Annotated in this window: 17 protein-coding genes; 2 read left to right on the top strand and 15 right to left on the bottom strand. The window is 45.0% G+C overall.

What is annotated here, in order from left to right; translation table 11 throughout:
• Nucleotides 1-114 precede the first annotated feature (114 nt).
• The 10 genes from MKY01_RS12785 to MKY01_RS12740 all read right to left on the bottom strand — a co-directional run bounded on the left by MKY01_RS12785 (nucleotide 115) and on the right by MKY01_RS12740 (nucleotide 12,210).
• Nucleotides 115-2,025, bottom strand: a complete 1,911-nt coding sequence (locus MKY01_RS12785) for an AraC family transcriptional regulator (RefSeq protein WP_282321724.1) — start codon at nucleotides 2,023-2,025, stop codon at nucleotides 115-117.
• A 235-nt stretch (nucleotides 2,026-2,260) separates the two neighbouring features.
• Nucleotides 2,261-3,349, bottom strand: a complete 1,089-nt coding sequence (gene msrB / locus MKY01_RS12780) for a peptide-methionine (R)-S-oxide reductase MsrB (RefSeq protein WP_282321725.1) — start codon at nucleotides 3,347-3,349, stop codon at nucleotides 2,261-2,263.
• Nucleotides 3,350-3,365: 16 nt separating this feature from the next.
• Nucleotides 3,366-3,947, bottom strand: a complete 582-nt coding sequence (locus MKY01_RS12775; RefSeq protein WP_047842624.1) for a redoxin family protein — start codon at nucleotides 3,945-3,947, stop codon at nucleotides 3,366-3,368.
• 18 nt (nucleotides 3,948-3,965) lie between these two features.
• On the bottom strand, nucleotides 3,966-4,691 hold the full coding sequence (locus MKY01_RS12770) for a cytochrome c biogenesis protein CcdA (RefSeq protein WP_235431621.1): 726 nt from the start codon (nucleotides 4,689-4,691) through the stop codon (nucleotides 3,966-3,968).
• 34 nt (nucleotides 4,692-4,725) lie between these two features.
• Complete coding sequence (locus tag MKY01_RS12765; RefSeq protein ID WP_047842622.1) at nucleotides 4,726-5,766, bottom strand: ATP-binding protein; 1,041 nt, start codon at nucleotides 5,764-5,766, stop codon at nucleotides 4,726-4,728.
• Nucleotides 5,763-6,467, bottom strand: coding sequence for a response regulator transcription factor (locus tag MKY01_RS12760; protein ID WP_083677370.1), 705 nt, complete (start codon nucleotides 6,465-6,467; stop codon nucleotides 5,763-5,765). The genes MKY01_RS12765 and MKY01_RS12760 overlap by 4 nt, the downstream gene beginning before the upstream one ends.
• A gap of 77 nt (nucleotides 6,468-6,544) precedes the next feature.
• Nucleotides 6,545-7,078 carry a hypothetical protein gene (locus tag MKY01_RS12755; RefSeq protein ID WP_282321726.1) on the bottom strand — a complete coding sequence of 178 codons (534 nt, stop codon included), beginning with the start codon at nucleotides 7,076-7,078 and terminating at the stop codon, nucleotides 6,545-6,547.
• 166 nt (nucleotides 7,079-7,244) lie between these two features.
• Nucleotides 7,245-9,794 (bottom strand): glycoside hydrolase family 2 protein, encoded by a 2,550-nt coding sequence (locus MKY01_RS12750; RefSeq protein ID WP_282321727.1) that lies wholly within the window; start codon nucleotides 9,792-9,794, stop codon nucleotides 7,245-7,247.
• 247 nt (nucleotides 9,795-10,041) lie between these two features.
• On the bottom strand, nucleotides 10,042-11,073 hold the full coding sequence (locus MKY01_RS12745) for a LacI family DNA-binding transcriptional regulator (protein ID WP_282321729.1): 1,032 nt from the start codon (nucleotides 11,071-11,073) through the stop codon (nucleotides 10,042-10,044).
• Nucleotides 11,074-11,262: 189 nt separating this feature from the next.
• Nucleotides 11,263-12,210 carry a DMT family transporter gene (locus MKY01_RS12740; protein ID WP_282321730.1) on the bottom strand — a complete coding sequence of 316 codons (948 nt, stop codon included), beginning with the start codon at nucleotides 12,208-12,210 and terminating at the stop codon, nucleotides 11,263-11,265.
• Nucleotides 12,211-12,375: 165 nt separating this feature from the next.
• Here MKY01_RS12740 and MKY01_RS12735 point away from each other — a divergent pair, with 165 nt between their 5' ends.
• A complete protein-coding gene (locus MKY01_RS12735) occupies nucleotides 12,376-13,251 on the top strand; it encodes a LysR family transcriptional regulator (protein ID WP_282321731.1) in 876 nt (291 codons plus the stop codon).
• A gap of 40 nt (nucleotides 13,252-13,291) precedes the next feature.
• On the opposite strand, the gene MKY01_RS12730 is transcribed toward MKY01_RS12735, so the two are convergent.
• From MKY01_RS12730 to MKY01_RS12710, 5 genes are all read right to left on the bottom strand, one after another.
• Complete coding sequence (locus tag MKY01_RS12730) at nucleotides 13,292-13,498, bottom strand: hypothetical protein (protein WP_282321732.1); 207 nt, start codon at nucleotides 13,496-13,498, stop codon at nucleotides 13,292-13,294.
• Between the two features lie 32 nt (nucleotides 13,499-13,530).
• Nucleotides 13,531-14,013, bottom strand: coding sequence for a tetratricopeptide repeat protein (locus MKY01_RS12725; RefSeq protein ID WP_127546157.1), 483 nt, complete (start codon nucleotides 14,011-14,013; stop codon nucleotides 13,531-13,533).
• Nucleotides 14,014-14,400: 387 nt separating this feature from the next.
• On the bottom strand, nucleotides 14,401-15,258 hold the full coding sequence (gene cyoE / locus MKY01_RS12720) for a heme o synthase (protein WP_282321733.1): 858 nt from the start codon (nucleotides 15,256-15,258) through the stop codon (nucleotides 14,401-14,403).
• 156 nt (nucleotides 15,259-15,414) lie between these two features.
• The gene (locus tag MKY01_RS12715; protein ID WP_282321734.1) at nucleotides 15,415-15,981 is read right to left on the bottom strand and encodes a hypothetical protein; all 567 of its coding nucleotides are present in this window, start codon (nucleotides 15,979-15,981) and stop codon (nucleotides 15,415-15,417) included.
• A gap of 613 nt (nucleotides 15,982-16,594) precedes the next feature.
• Nucleotides 16,595-16,948: a DUF3243 domain-containing protein gene (locus MKY01_RS12710; RefSeq protein ID WP_036609024.1), complete on the bottom strand. Its 354-nt coding sequence runs from the start codon at nucleotides 16,946-16,948 to the stop codon at nucleotides 16,595-16,597.
• A 246-nt stretch (nucleotides 16,949-17,194) separates the two neighbouring features.
• Here MKY01_RS12710 and MKY01_RS12705 point away from each other — a divergent pair, with 246 nt between their 5' ends.
• The gene (locus MKY01_RS12705) at nucleotides 17,195-17,404 is read left to right on the top strand and encodes a hypothetical protein (protein ID WP_282321735.1); all 210 of its coding nucleotides are present in this window, start codon (nucleotides 17,195-17,197) and stop codon (nucleotides 17,402-17,404) included.
• The last annotated feature ends 76 nt before the right edge of the window (nucleotides 17,405-17,480 follow it).

Raw genomic sequence — 17,480 nt, 5'->3', positions numbered from 1 at the left:
ACACTGTTATTTCATCTCCGTACAAGCAGCTAATCCCCTCTACTGTTCAGTCCTACATAAGAAATGAAAACCGTGCTGCTCAGCAAACTGGGCGGCACGGTTTTTTGAAGTTCCTTATTTAGACGGTGTATTAAGTCCAATAATCCATTCAGCCAGATCCTGTGTCTGTTTCAACAAGGCAATAGGGTCACGGAACCAGGATTGTTCTTCCGTCCATATGTACACTTTTCCATTTTTGATAGCAGGCAATGAACCCCAGATCGGATCTGCCTGAAGGTCTTTCAACTGAGACTTGCTGGTCAGCACAATGTAATCTCCAGCGTATTTGGAGAGCAGTTCTATGGAGAATTCATGATAGGCGCCCTGCATCAACTCGGATGGAATGTTCTTTGGTGCTTGCAAACCAAGCAATTCGTAGATGTTACGCCCTCCCCGGCCCGACTGATTGCCAAAAATGAAGACTTGGCGATCATATTCCTGCATAACGGAGAATGTAGCATCAGCTGGAACAACACTCTGCACCTCCTGCTTGATTTTGGCAATCTCCTCATCAAAATCAGCCAGCCACTTCTCTGCTTCCGCTTCTTTGCCAAGGACTTTACCGAAATAGTTCACTTCGTCCTTCAGTGTCGGAAAAGTGATGGATGCGATCGAAACGGTCGGAGCAATCTTGCTATATTTCTCATAAGCCGCCTTGTCCGGATTCAATGTAATAATGAGATCAGGTTCCAGCTCCATCAATTGTTCAACGGAATCCCCTATCGTTTCAAGACCATCCATGTGACCTTCCAGATAAGGACTGTTCATTAGAAATTGGCCTCCACCAATCGGTTTGACACCAAGAGCAAGTACCGTTCCCAGATAATCTATGGCAGCAACTCGCTCCGGATGTGCAGGAATCTCTACCTCACCAAAGGTCGTATTTACCATTTGGGTCTCCACGACTGCCGGTTGTTCGGGTTCAGCCGCAACTTCGGATGTTTCTGCCCCCTGCTGAGTTGTTCCACAAGCACTCAATGTGAGTACAAGCGCAAGCGACATAATCGCTGATTTAAAATGGTTAAACATGTTGATTTCCTCATCTCCCTTATATTGATAATGATTATCATCATCAATTAAAGGATAACGTTCATCCCCTCCTGTTACAATGGATTCATTTGTTGCATTTAATGTACTTTTTGAAACTGATTTCGAGTTTTCCTGCTGCTTCAACCGATATTGCCCCGGTGTGATACCGATCTCTTTTTTGAATATACGATTGAAATAAAACGGGTCCATATAACCCACATACGCAGCAATCTCCTGTAATGAAGCTTCTGTGGACGCAAGCAGACTCCTTGCCTCACCCATTCGTAACCGAATTACATATTCTGTCGGTGTACATCCCGTCTGTTCCTTGAATTTGCGTGATAAATATTGCGGACTGTAACTCAAGGACTGGGCAAGCAAATCAAGTGAGATGGATTCCCGGTAATGAGCTTTGATATATCGCAAAACCTGATCGGTAAGCGAAGGCTGTTGAAATTCGTTAGACATGCGACTCCGCTGTAACAAGACAAGCTGTACCAGTTGAAAAAAATACACTTTGACCTGAATTTTGCTCACTCGCACCTGCCCTGACCAGCATTCATGTATATTCCGCACAAGCTCACGCAGCTCAAGTGTATGATCCGGCACTGTCGCCCAGGACTCTTCAAACGGATTACGCTGGTTCAACATCATTCGGTACTCCACAAGCACGTTGGAGGGCAAGGTTGATTTGTACAAAATCAGATGTACCTCCATTACCCCTGTCGCTTCAAGTGTTAGACGTCTTCCTTTTCCCCCATGCAGCAACAAGAACTGGTTTGTAGTCCATACCTCTTCATCAAGCCAGACCTGCCCCCTGCCTTGAACATACACAAATGCACTCGTCGGTAACACATAATTGCGTATGAACTCGTGTGTTGCGAGTGATATAAGACGCACATCAAGCACGCGAACCTGGACCTGATCCCACAGCTTGATGTCATTCTGAATTCCCATATAAACTCCCTCTCCTAAGCGACAAACACACACAATACCTTAGCATTGTGACTAAAAATCCACCTATAATTGATAATGATTATCAATTATAACAATGATGCAACCATCTTTGAAGCCTACCTTCGTTTTTGTTAGATGCCGCAAAATAAAAAACGGTCGAAATCCCTCATAGAGAGATCTCAACCATTCTAAAATTATGGCCTTATTATGTTTTGATAAAGTCAGTTGCCCTTCTCTACTCGACAAAAGACAGTAAATATCCGTATCGTTCTTCCTCCATCTTGTCTAGCGGAATAAAGCGGATCGATGCACTGTTAATGCAGTAACGTTTGCCACCACGATCTTCGGGACCATCATCGAACACATGCCCGAGGTGGATGTCACCTGCCCGGCTTCGTACCTCCGTGCGGTCCATACCAAAGCTCGTATCCGTTGTATAGGTAACAACCTCAGGTACAATCGGTTTTGTAAAACTCGGCCACCCGCAACCGGAATCATACTTATCTCGACTGGTGAATAACGGCTCTCCCGTTGCAATATCCACATACAGACCGGGCTCCTCATTATCCCAGTATTCGTTACTGAACGCATGCTCCGTATCATTGTTTACCGTGACCGCATACTGTTCGTCTGTTAAACGTTCCTTTAATTGTTCATCTGTTGGACGTGGATATTGAGCGGGATCAATTCCAATCTCCAGGTCATCCAAAACAGTCATATCAATGTGACAATATCCGTTCGGATTTTTTTCCAAATAATCCTGATGGTACTCCTCCGCCAAATAATAATTCTGCAGAGGCATTACTTCCGTTACAATGGGTTGGTCATATTTTTCTTGCTCTGCCTCTACAGCCTGCTCGATGATTTTGGCATCTACAGGCAACGTATAATATATGCCAGTCCGATACTGAACTCCACGATCATTGCCCTGCTTATTCAAGCTGGTAGGATCAATAACTCGAAAATAAGATTCAAGCAATTTCTGCAAAGATACTTGTTGCGGATCATATTTTACATGAACAGTCTCCGCAAACCCCTGGTCCCCGCGAATAACATCCTCATAGGTTGGATTCTTTCCTTCACCGTTGGCATAACCGGAAGTCACATCCTGAACCCCTGGAATACGAGCCATATATGCCTCCACACCCCAGAAGCAGCCTCCTGCCAAGTACAGGTTACTCAGGTTTTCCTCAGAGACACTCGAAGCCTTGACAGGTTTAGTGGATATCGAAGATGAAGCTGAATGGCTCTCAGCCCTGTTTCCACAAGCAGACACAACTATCGCTATAACAAGGAGGCACAGGCACAGCAGCGTCCTTTTCATGACACTTCCTCCTTTCTCACAAAATCTCTTGTAATGACTCCATGATCTGTTCATTGGATGCATGCCCTGGCTGCGATTTCGTTAAAATACCATCAGAGCCAATATAAAAGGAACTAGGATATGCTCTTACGCCAAATTTCTTGGCCCATACACCTTTCTCATCCAAAAGAACAGTTATGTTATCATATGGCTGTTGGTCAAACCATTCGGTAAACGCTTGGGAGGATTTCTCTCCTTTGTAGTCCGGCGTCACAATCGTAATGACTTGAAAATCATTGTTTTGACCAGCCAGATTGTTCAGGTCTTCCAAACCCGCAAGGCAGATGGAACACCAAGAAGCCCAGTATTTCACATACACTTTCTTGCCTTGAACATCAGAAAGTCCAACCGTGTTTCCTTTCAGATCACGCAATGAAAATTCAGGAGCCGTCTCTCCCTTGTTCATCATGGTTGACGAACTCATATCGGATGTTGATGCTGGGGCTGATGATGACCCCGTTTGTTTTGATTCAGTTTGCTGTGATCCACATGCGCTCAAGATCAACAGGGTTCCAGCGAATACGATTACAGATACCATCCATTTCCGTGCCGTCTTCATACCAAATTCCTCCAATGATTATTGAAACCAGGTCACCAAGCTGTTTAGTCGGTCTGTCATTAACAATAGTCCCATGACAATAAGAATACAGCCGGAAGTTATTTTGATGACGCCCATGTACTTGTATAAACGACGTATCCGCTTCATAACATATTCCGAAAAAACGGACAGAATCAGGAAAGGAATCGCCAATCCAAGGGTATACAGGAACATGAGAAACCCGCCATACAGTGGAGAGCCTTCTCCTGCAGCGATACCAAGAATGGCCGCCAGCACAGGCCCGATACAAGGCGTCCAGCCAAAACTAAACGTTAGACCCAACAGGAACGCTCCGACATACCCTCCCCGTTTGGCTTGATCGTTTGACAGCTTTCTCTCCCGTTCCAGCCAGGATAGTCGGATCAACCCGGTTTGATAAATCCCAAAAAGCACCACGATGGCTCCGCAGATCGCAATAAACACAGGACTTGAGATCAAATTACCAACCATGCCGGAACCAAAACCGAGTAAAACAAATACCAGGGACAGCCCAAGAACAAATAAAAATGTCCGCAAAACAAGTGTGGACCGCAACCGAACCGAATGGGTGTCAGGCTGCTGCTGATTCGTACCGTTGACCATGCTTCCGGATAGATAAGACACGTATACCGGGATCAGCGGCAGAATACATGGCGCAAAAAACGATAACAATCCTGCACCAAAAACCCCGAAAAGAAAAACCAAATCACTGGTCAAGTCATTCACCACCTGAATAAATACTACGTTTGATTAACCAAGGTTAACGACTGACGTAGATCGGAAGCGTGAACCAGAAGCAGCTTCCTTCTCCTTTTGTACTCTGAACCCCGATCTCGCCACCATGGAGTTCCACAATTGATTGAGCGATGGCAAGGCCAAGCCCGGCCCCCCCATTACTCTTGCTGCGTGATTTGTCAATTCGATAAAAACGTTCAAATATACGCGAAGTCTCCTCCGCTTCAATGCCTTCCCCTTCATCCGTAACTGAAATTCGTATAAACGGCCCCTTTTCTTCGGCAGCCAGAATGATTTTTCCTTCAACAGGAGAGTATTGAATGGCATTTTGCAGCAAATTGGAAAGGACCCGCTTCATTTGTGCAGGCATCATGACCGCGGCTGGTAATTTATCGGGCAAATCGATTTCAACGTTCAGCGTTTTCTCGGCGAGGTGAAACGAAAAACTCTCCAATGTACTGAGCAGCAACTCATCGACGTGACAAGGCTGAGGGTCAAATACCTCCCCTTGCGCTTCTAGGCTGGATAATTCAAACAAGTCTTGAATAAGCCCTCCCAAACGCTTCGTCTCAAGTCGTATCGTGTTCAGGTAACGTTGAAAGGTTTCTTTATCCTTAATGACATCATCCTCCAACGCTTCTACGAATGACTGAATGGATGCCAAGGGAGTCCGTAAATCATGGGATACATTGGCGATCAACTCTCGTCTCGCGGTTTCTGAGTGATGCAGATGATCAAAGCTTTCCTTCAGCTTGGAACTCATTTCATTAAATTGCTGTGCCAGGAGCTTAAATTCCTGCGTACCGATGAGAGGGACTTCCGTATGGAAATCCCCTTCGGCAATTCGTATTGTCTGCTGTGTAATTCGCGCAATTGATTTCTCTAATGGCTTAGTCAGCAAATATTGAAGAATAAACGAAAGTAAGCCTACCCCTGCCGTTATAGCCGATAACCAATAGAATTGTTCGATCGTAAGCAGCATTTTGGAATAACTGATGAACAAACAAATTAATAATACGCCAATGCCCGTGAGACTGGACAACACCAAGTATGTGCGAAGTTTCATGAACTACCACCCGCAAACTTGTATCCTATGCCCCAAACTGTTTTAATATATTTTGGATCAGAAGGATTCTGTTCGATCTTCTCTCGTAATCTCCGAACATGTACAGTCACCGTTGTTGTATCTCCCTCATAGCTAAAATCCCAAATCTTGCTTAACATCTGGTTACGGGAGAACACCTGACCCGGGTGACTTGCCAGCAAATACAACATCTCAAACTCTGTAACGGTCAATTCAATTACCTGCCCGCTGATATGCACTTCACGCTTGGTAAAATCAATGGTAAGCCCTTCATAATTGATCGTATATTCAGATGTTGTAACAGGTGATGCCTGCGCAATTCGCATTCTCCGCAGGATTGCCTTCACACGCAAAACAAGTTCTCTCGGACTGAATGGTTTGGTCAGATAATCATCCGCCCCCATCGTCAGTCCCATCAGACGGTCCTGTTCCTCACCCCGGGCCGTCAGCATTACAATGGGCACATCCTCAGTTTGCCGAATCTCGTTGCAAACTTCCCAACCATTCTTATGTGGCATCATCAGGTCGAGCACAATCAAGCTTGGCGTTTGGCTGTGCCACAGCTCAATAGCTTCCAAACCGTCCTTAGCCGTCACGACAAGATAACCTTCGCGTTCCAGATACCTGCGACAAACGTCCGTAATATTTGTATCATCATCAGCAACCAGTACACATTCATTCAAACGAACCCACCCCATATTCCAGAAAATACATTTGAGCCAATCATATCATATGGTGATGGCGATGCTTAGCCCTTAAATTACTTCATTCCCATGGCTGGCATCATGTATTGTTTAATTACAGACTCAGCCGCATACGAATTCCCTTCATGGATGACAGGCATCGATTTCAAGTTAACTTGCATACCGTCTACCATGATTTTTTTCGATCCAATCCACAATTTAATCGTTTTCCCCGCAGGCATCATCGTTTCTTCCATCATCATGTCGTCTTTCATCATCTTATCGTCTTCCATCATCTTGTCATCTTTCATCTTCATGTCGTCTTTCATCATCTTGTCGTCTTTCATCATCATGTCATCTTCCATCATGTTGTCGTCTTTCATCTTCATGTCGTCCATTTTGCCCATATACATCAAAGTTACAGATCTGTCCTTGCTGTCCCACATAATGCTGTAATCATACATTTTCGCCGCCTGTCTCAATTGAACAAGCTCCATGCCATCCTTTTTAATCGTTTTCATATCTGCAGCACTTGCCAATCCAGAAAAGGCCATAGACATCATCAATACCGCTGCTACCATCACTTTTTTGCTCTTATTTGTTTTCATCATTCTTATCACTCTCCATTCGTTTATTACTTACATGGATTACAATAAGCAAGACAGCTTACGATTCTCTAAGCGAAGTATTACGAAACCATTACGATATATAAATGAGGTCAGGTTTCAATAAAAAAACGGTTGAAATCTCTCTTACGAGAGACTCCAACCGTGTCTTCTAGGTCAAACGAATAAAATCAATCATGGATCGAACCTCGATCGGTCCCGGATTTGATATCACATCATTAGACTGCAATCCCTCTCTGGAAGTGAACTGCACCTTCACCGGAATGCCAGGAATCAAGTCGAAGAAGTTATCTGAGAAGACACCCTCCACATCCGAAGACAGCCATACCTGTTTAGCAAGCACGTCACTTTCCAGCACCAGATGAACGCCGTTTTCATCCGCTCCTCCGCTTACATTGATGTTTGCAGGCTGCAGAGCAAGGTCTTTGGACGGTACAAAATAGTGTTCCTGTACGATATTCGCAGCACCTTCCTGTTTCAGATCCAGGCGCAGCAACGTGTTAGCTGTATCATGACCTTCAAGCCATTCCACGTTAGGTAATGACAGCACTCGATCACCTGTATTAGGTGCCAAGGTCACGTCATGTGTTTCATCACGATGCACCGTTCCATCGAACCCGAGCAAACGAATCTGTAACTGCCCTTTAACAGGTTGTAATTGATCCGAGATGATATATATATCTGTTGTATCTTCTTTTGTTCCATCTACCGATACCAACACATCGCTGAAGCTGCGTTTCGCATAATATTGCAATGCTTTCCAACGACCAAGGTAGTCCATACCTGCCCATGAAGCCACCGGCCAGCAGTCATTCATTTGCCAGTAAAGTGTGCCCATACAGAATGGTTTGCGGCGACGGTGCGCTTCAATGGCTGTCTTCATTGCTTCCGCCTGAAGCACCTGGCTCATATACAGGAACGATGGGAAGTCCTTCGATTCATGCATGTACATATCCATGTACTGTTTGATCAGACGATTACCTGCCCCATTCTTTTGATGAGCCAGCATGACTTCCGACTCCAGAGCCAGATCCTCTTCTTCTGCGTAAGTGCGTACTGACTTGTACTCCGGGAAAGACTGGAATCCATATTCACTCATGAAACGACCCACATGCACGTTGTAGTTCTCGAACGGTTCTACATTGTGCCACACGCCCCAGTAGTGGATATCCCCTTCAGCTGTGGATGGGTGCGCATGTTGCGTCTCATCCCCTGTCAGTGATACCAGTGGTGAGGAAGGCCAGTAATCCACACCTGGCGCATACGCTTCAACGACTTCTGGCAGCAGATCATGGAAGATGGCTTCGTAATCGGCCCAGATGCTTTCACGCTGCTCGGCAGTAAATTCCTTTTTCCAACCCCAGCCACCATTCTCAACATAGTGAGCCCAAGCCGAATCAATCTCGTTGTTCCCACACCAGAGTGCAATACTTGGATGGTTGCGCAGACGTTTCACATTATCAATGGCTTCATGTCTTACACTGTTCAGGAACGCTTCATCTCCTGGATACATGCTGCATGCAAACATGAAGTCTTGCCATACCAGGATTCCGTATTCATCACACAGTTCGTAGAACACATCCTCCTCATAGATTCCGCCACCCCACACGCGTAGCATATTCATATTAGACTCAGCTGCGGATACGATCTCATGACGATAACGTTCATGAGTAATTTCAGTGATAAAGCTATCATTTGGAATGTGATTGGCCCCTTTGGCAAAGACCGCAACACCATTTAGTTCAAAGTAAAAGGATGCTCCTGCTTCATCTTTGTCACGTACCAGCCGAATGGAACGAAGCCCAGTCTTCACTGTAGATTCAGCCACAGCTCGCTCACCTTGAAGCACTTCGGTAAGGAAGGTGTACATATGCGGATCACCAAGCCCACGGCTCCACCACAGTTTCGGTTCATCAATAGAGATTGGAATCTCCACCGTCTGAGTTCCGGGTTGTAGCGATACGGATCTTTCCCATCTCTGTCCATCTGCGCCGATACGAATAGTCGTATCTACCGCTTGTGATGTCTCGACTTCCACAACAGCAGTTAATGAAGCTGAGGTAGCGCTTACTTCATTTTGCTGGATATACACATCATTGATTCGTACCTGTGTCCAACCTTCAAGACGTGCTTCACGCCAGATCCCACTGGTTACAAAACGCGGACCCCAGTCCCAACCATAGTGATACGGGGCTTTACGTGCAAAAATACTTACTCTCTTGTCGCCAAGTCCACCAACATCGGACTGATCATTCGATGCAGGTAATGCATATCCGAGCTTCTCCAGCTTAGGCAGATCTTCCTGAATTGGTGACCGAAAACGTATTCGAAGAATGTTGCCGTTCCCCTTCAATACAGACTTTACATCTGCCTTCCATACCCGGAACATATTATCTGCTGATAACACATGCACATTATTCACATACACATCCGCATATGTATCCAGACCATCAAACACAAGTTCCAGATTTTCCTGGGAGAACAACCCTTCGGCAACGTCAAATTCCGTCTGATATTCCCAATCTATCTTATCAATCCATTGTACTTCCTTCTCGTTTGTTCCATAAAAAGGATCTGGAATCTTGCCCAGCTTCAGCAAATCTGTATGCACACAGCCGGGCACCTGAGCCGGCATCCACTCTTGATCTTCGCAAGCCTTGAACGTCCAATTCTGAAAAACATGTGATTGTATTGTGCTCATGACAGCCTCCATTGTTGTTAGAGTTGGTAAATATTATTTTGTTAGGTTTTGTTATTATAAAAACAAATAACTTACAAAACAAAATTAACACGATATGCTTCTTATAGTCAATCTGTTTTGTGATTTAATTTGTTAAACAATCTCTGCATAACAAAAAGACATGAAGCTCTAACCTCTCCATGTCTTTCACCTGATTTCATTTACCCGTATGATCATTGTTAAAATGAGCCCGTAAATTCATATCCCATTACAGTATACTGGCGTTATATTCATCACGAATAATTAATTCCGAATAGATCAGCTTGCGTTCATAAGGTTCATCCAGGTGTTTGATCCGCCACAATAGCTGGTCTACTGATCTCGTTCCCAGATTCTCTTTGTTAATATGTACCGAAGCAAGAATGGGTTCATCCGTCTGCGTATTGTCAAATCCGGTTACGGCACAACGTTCGGGCACCTGAATGCCTCGACTTTGGAGTGCCTGAATGACAATAACAGCTGTATGGTCATTTGCACACACGATAACTTCAGGGATATCCTCCAGCTCCATTTCAGCAATGGATCTCCGGATCTGATCATACTCTGGTCCCAGCAAGCCGTCTTGCTGTTCCCCCTCCAACTGTTTCTCTTCCAGCACCATACGATATCCAAGCCAGCGTTCTCTAAAACTTGCTGCATCGGGCAGTTGCCCGGCAAACTGGAACCTTCTATACCCTTTACCAACGAGCATGAGAACCAGTTCTTTCATACATTTCATATTGTCCGTAAAAACCGAGTCTGCGTATATGGCAGGGTCTTCATGATCCACCATGACAAGCGGAATACGCAGTCTGTAAATCTCCAGCAATACCGATGTCGAGATGGTGCCCACGGTAATGACTCCGCTGATTGCTTCGGGATTAAGGACCGAGAACATCCGATCTGAAGAGGGTTCTGTCAGCGTTAAAATATCCATCCCCTTCTCATTCAACCTCTCAGAAATGCCATCAAACACAGGCCCCCAGTATAAGGAAGCTCGATTCTGAGAACGAATGTTGGGGAACAAAATCAATATGGTGCCTTGTCGCTCCGCTTCTGGCTTCATCTCCGTTGATATCTGTGTCTCCCCCGGATAACGCTTAGGCTCAGTTCTGAAATACCCGAGCTGCCCCGCTGTTCTGACAATCATCTCGCGTGTATGCTCACTCACACCAGGCTTGCCCGTCAGCGCACGGGAGACTGCGAATTTGGATACCCCCGCAGCATCCGCAATTTGCTGCATCGTTACTCTTTTGGCCATCCTACTCACCCGTTTTTCCTAATTTTCCATTCAGTGTAGCATAAAAAACAAAAATCAACAAAACAAGGTTATGTTATTCTGTTTTTGTTAGGTAGTAGTTTATCTGTTTCACAAGGTGTGCGACATAACCAAAAAAGGCCCTCTCCCCACCTTCCATAGAAGATGACGAAAGGACCCTTTGTCCGCCAATTATACGCCTGGTGCTCCCTGATCGCCGAGTTCCGACTGTAAAACCGGGCGTTTTCTGCGCCAGAAGATAGGCTGTGGAAGTTTGATCTCTGTGATCAGAACACCAACCAACATCAAAGCTGCTCCCGCATACCCTTGCAACGTTAGCGATTCCCCTTGAAAGGTAAATGCAAAGGCTGCTGCAAACAGTGGTTCGAGTGAAAAAATCAGACTTGTTCTTGTGGGAGAGGCATGGCGCTGCGCGAGTGTCTGCAGAATGTACCCCAAGCCGCTACACAAAACACCTAAGCCAAGAATGGCTGCCCAGGATTCAGCCGTATCGGGCATACGTGGCGTTTCCAGCATAAATGTAGCTGCAATTCCCCACATCGCTGCAACACCCAATTGAACTGTCCCCAATGTTAACGGATCGTGCTTCGGTGTGAACTTGCCAGCAATCATTATATAGATGGCATACACAAGTGCTGCTAGTATGCAGAGAATATCTCCCGTGTGCAGACTAAGCTGATGCTGAAGCGTCAGCAAGCCAAGCCCGGTAACGGCAACCAGGATACTGAGTGTCAATCGTTTATCCGGCATACGACGATGCTGGATCGTCGTCAGGATCGGTACAAAAATAACGGCCAAACTTATTAGGAATCCCGCTTGGGATGTCGTGGTTCGTTGCACACCATAGGTGATGAATACAAATGCAGCGAATAAAGCTGTCCCCATAATAGCGCCTGCCACAAGTGTTCTGCGATCCATGTTAAACAACCGCCGATGAAAAAGAATCCCTGCCGCAATAAAGGCAATTCCAAAACGAAATGCGACCAGATTCAATTCTTGCATGGACTCCAGACCCGATTTCATAAACAGATAGGAAGATCCCCATATAACCGTTGCGAGCAGCATCTGTATGTCCGCTCTTCTTGTTGTCTGACCTTGACTAACCTGTACACCATTCATCTTGCTTCAACCTTCATTCTATGTATTCTGATCTGTGTGATCGTGCGTCAAACTAACTCGCCTTGGCAAGTATAAACCATCTCTTTGCATTATTAAAATGAATATTTATAATGGATTATATGAAATAAACTCATGCATTAAAAATGGGAAGGAACGGAACCATTCATGTCACTGATCAAATACGAAATTTTGAATACCGTTGTGGAATATGGCAGTCTCACCAAAGCGGCAGAAGCGTTAAACATCACCCAATCCGCAGTCAGCCATGCCATCGCCAGTCTGGAGACAGAATGTGGTTTTTCCCTGCTCCATCGCAGCCGCTCAGGTGTACGGGTTACCGCTGAAGGGGAACGCATTCTGGGATACACACGTGAGATTCTGCGCTGGACGGAACTCATGAACCAGGAAATCTCCCTCATTCGCGGCGCTGAGATTGGTACGGTGCGTATTGGTACCTTCGCAAGTGTCTCCACACAATGGTTGCCGGGCATCCTGAAACAATTTCGCCTGCGTCATCCCGGAATTGAGATTAAGCTGTGGGAAGGCGATTATGCTGAGATTGAGGGCTGGCTAGCTGGAGGTGCCATCGATCTCGGATTTCTATCCCTCGGCGATTCATCACCTTTTGAGACGATCCCATTACAAAAAGACAGGATGATGTGCATCCTGCCTCTGGATCATCCTCTCGCCTCAGAGGAGTCTGTTTCGTTTGATGTTTTACTGGAACAACCCTTTATTCTGCCCAAGTGGGGCGGAGATAACGAGATTGAACGACTGATCCGGCAGCATGCGGCCAAGCTCAATGTCGTCTATGAAGTAGCCGAGGATCAAGCCATTATGGCGATGGTCCGTAATGGCCTCGGTATCAGCCTGCTTCCGGAAATGGTTCTTCAAAATCATACCGATTCACTCGCGCTCGTGCCACTCTCTGGAGATCCTTATCGTACAATTGGCATGGCCTGCCCATCTTTGGGCAATCTATCGCCAGCTACGCGGCGTTTCATTGAAGAGGTACAACAGTGGCTCGGCCAGGTAATGTAAATTTGGAGAACTCACTACCTGTCGTCATGATCGACTTTTTCTATCCATTACTCACATTACTCACAAATTGGATAACACCAAGAGTCAGCAACAGTACAGATATAATCGCAATCGTGATGCCAAAACCAATCAGGAAGCGCACGCCAGGTGAGCGTTTGCCCTGTTGGCTCTCTCCCAATCTATCCAGCTTCTGCTCAATTTGATCCAACCTTTCATTTACCTGTTTCAGATCTTGATTGGAGTTCATTCATCCATCTCTCCCTTTTCTGTGTATTCGATCTATTCCCACACCCGATCGAGCTGATCTGCGTAGTAACGGATTGCTCTGTTATAGTCATTGATTCTCTTGTCACTTGATGTGTCCGCAAGTTGCACGAGCAGTCTTTGCATCGCTTCTGCATGTTCACCCAGATTATAGAGCACCATGGCATAGAAAACTTCAAATTCCCGGTACGCCGGGAATTCTTTCATCCCTTTTTCAAACCAAACCTTTGCCTGCTCATACTGTCCAAGCGTTCGATATGTGCTGCCCAGCCCGAGTATTGCCCCTGCTCTGTCCTCACCAGAAAGACCAAGACTTAGTGCCTTCTCATAATGCGGGACAGCTTCCCGCTCCAATCCAAGCGAATCATGTGCCCAAGCCAGCTGATACCAGACATTTGCATTTTCGGGTTCCTGGACTGTAATCTCTTGCAGTAGTTCAATCGCTTCCTGCACCTTGCCTTCTTGTCTCCATTGCACGGCCTGTTCCAAATTGCTCATGCTGTCACTTCCCATCTTGCATTATAAATTCCACTTATATGATTCAATTGTTTTATTATACCAAAAAAGCACCCCAGAGAATATGTTGTAACAACTCAAGGTTGTCCAAACGCTATTCCATCGTGTGCTTTTTCATTCTTTGCAGCTTGTTATAAAAAATGGACTAAAGCATATTTCCACTGGACACTTCGATGACAGAACAACCTTCCGATCGCTGTTATCCCCGGATTTTTCGAATCATTTTAACAAAGGTGAAAACCCGGGGATAAAGGCGAACGCTTTCGCTTCTTCAGCTTCTTTCTGTCCTCTCCGTTTTGTGTAAATGTTTAGTTCAATTTATATAGCTTAAGCTAAAATCTCTCTGAAAATGATCTGTTCATCGTCTAATTAAGACCATACCGTATTCGCTACCATAACAATAAATACGAGCATGAGATAATTAACCGAGATCAGAAAGTTCACTTTTGCCCATTTCTCATCATCCTGTGTCTTCAGTCCGCTAAGTGTATGCACAAACCAGATCAGTCCACCGACCAAAGATACAATCAGAAATACCAGACCTACGTAGTCGTAATAATACAACAGAAATACAGCAGGAAGCAGCAGAAAAACATAAGGAATCATCTGAAACTTGGTGCGTTTCACCCCTTTAACCACTGGCAACAACGGGAAGCCCGCAGCGCGATACTCCTCTACCCGGCGAATACCCAATGACCAGAAGTGTGGTGGTTGCCACAAGAATAATAGTGCAAACAGCAACCAGGCACCTGCATCAATCTCATTGGTTACAGCCGTATAACCGATGACAGGCGGCATCGCTCCGGCAATTCCACCGAGCGACGTGCTCCACGTTGAACTGCGTTTCAACCACATCGTGTAAATCACGATGTAAGCGAACCATCCAAGCAGTGCCATCCACCCTGATAACGGATTCACCAGGAGATACAGTACTGCTACTCCCACAACACCTAGGATAATGCCATAGCCAAGCACAAACCCTGGCTTCAGATGGTTAATGTAATCCATCCTTTTTTTGGTGCGCTCCATCTTTTGGTCCAATTCACGATCCCAATAATTGTTGATTACACAAGCTGAAGCAATAACCAAAGTTGATCCAATCACGACCATGAGCAGAGATAACCAGTTGATATCCCATTTTGAAGCTACCCAGAATCCTACCGCCACCGCAAACACATTTAACCTTAGAAGTCCGGGCTTAGTTAATGCAATCATGTCTTTAAGCATGAGGCTCCTCCTGAACTATGTAAAAACGCCATTCCAATAATGATACATGTACCTACCATTAATTACAATCGCTTTCATGAATTTGTCATAACCAAAAAGCATCCCTCACCGTTCCAATGAACAGGAGGAATGCTTGATGATGAATTTCATCTTATTTTATGGGATGTATTGTTGCACAATTTTAGTAACTTTTCCGTTCTGCACCGTCAGATGATACGGGAATACGGATAGATCAAGAATACGGGTATTCTCATACAACGATTCGAACTTGGATAATGCCACAGGTTCATTCCACTGAATGTCTGCGCCCTGCATCGTACCATCCCGATCATACAACTGCATCAATACTTCAGCATTGGCACTAACCTCAACTTGTTCCTGCTCTTTGCTATCGTTGACAATATAGTAACCATCTGGAGCACCGTCTATACCTGCTTCCGGATTGCGCTGTGCAAAAATCGCATCGGCCTCTTCACCCTGATACCAGCCAATCTTGTCCACTGTCATAAACAATTTGCCGTCTTCTATATGCATACCTTCAACATAGGCTGTAAACATCTCGGAGTTTGCAACTTGAGCTTCTTTCGCAGAAGTTTGTTGAGCGTCCGTACTACCTTGAGCATTCGCAGGGGTAAGTAAATATGTAGTCAGCACAATCATACCAAGTAAAGCAACAACTGCACCGATCATTCCTAGTTTCCATTGTTTTGTCGCGTTCTTCATAGGTAACATCTCTCCTTAATATGAACGTTACTATTCCTTAACCGGAAGTCTTGCTTCTCAAACGCTCATGTGAACTATCGATTCCAACGTTCTTTCTTTTCCTATCATACTTCGAACAGGGATTATAAAAGTATCAGCCAGATTAAAAATAGTTACAATGTGCGTCATCACTCCTGTCTGTATTCTCCGTAAACGGCAATAACCCCTGAAGGCATCGCCATTCAGAGGTTATTTACTAGGGTGTGTTTTTTAAACTCAGGCAAGTGATACGTTGAAGGATGTCTGTGTCCAGATAACTAAGGAATCGAGGACATCTTATTTGGTCTTCTGGCGGTCCTTTTATTTTGTAAGGAACATGAGACACGTTATTTGCCAAAATTCCCTGAAAACACGCTATTAACGGCTGTTTATACCAATATAACGTGTGTCAGATTCCTTAGATTGCTACGGGACTTTCAAACCCTTGAATAAGACGTCACAGGTTCGTTAGCGCTCCCCGCTCTATGGCCTCCTCCAGATACGTTCAAGAGTTACGCTCCGGTTTTTGGCAGGTTTTTGGCAGGTTTGAAGACCTGGTCAAAGTATTTCTTATGCTTACGCATAGACGCTAATCTTAATGATTGGGTGTGGAGCTTTGCGCCAAACGAACGAGCATATGAGCCAACATGTGGCGTTCGTCTTCCTTGCCAACATTCCACAACTCCTGAAGCAGTTTTTCTTCACGATTACGGGGTTCCTCCCGAGCTGCCAGATAATCCGCTACTTTCTCGGCAATTTTGGCCATCTGCTCCTCACTTAGTCCAATCGATTCTCCCATGGCAATTCGCTTACCCAGGTATTCTTTGAATGCATCAAAGTTCTGTAAAATCTGTTCTCTTTCTTCCGGCGCAATCTTCTCAATTGCATTGTCCACCTTGTCAGTTGATACTTGGCCATCTTTATGGATTACATGATTTTCTTCATTCATTTGAATAACCTCCTGCATAATAGTTATTTATTGGTTTCAAGCTTTAAACTTAATACTCATTGGTTATCTATAATATAAACGTATTGCAGAAGTTTAATCAGTACGTTCAATTCTGTATATATCTTCTATATATGAGCAAGTACACGTTTCAAAAGAACTACAGTGGTTAATCGTTTACATATACGTAACGGTGTTTGGATATGTTAATGAACACCTTATACAATATCGAATCAGGAGGGATTCCCCATGCGTGATAAAACCAAACATGAGAAGACAAATGATGAACTTGAACCAGGAGTGAATACCGTTATCCATCCAGACAAAAATAATCCCGGACCAACCGATATGATCGAAGGCGTGGTTGGTGATATCGTGGACAACATTCGCAAAGACTTCTCCCATGACTCGAAGGACAAGACGTCTTCTTCCAAGTCAAAGGATTCATCAGACAAATAAGCGTAATCCTTTTCTCCCTAGCAAAAGATAGCTCAAAAAGTCCTCCTGCCACATGCATGGCTTGGGAGGACTTTTT

It is taken from the genome of Paenibacillus sp. FSL R5-0486 (genome assembly GCF_037975155.1).
In the GTDB taxonomy this organism is placed as follows: domain Bacteria; phylum Bacillota; class Bacilli; order Paenibacillales; family Paenibacillaceae; genus Paenibacillus; species Paenibacillus amylolyticus.
Note: the sequence above shows the minus strand (reverse complement) of the source record. Positions and strands in the feature narration are given on the sequence as shown.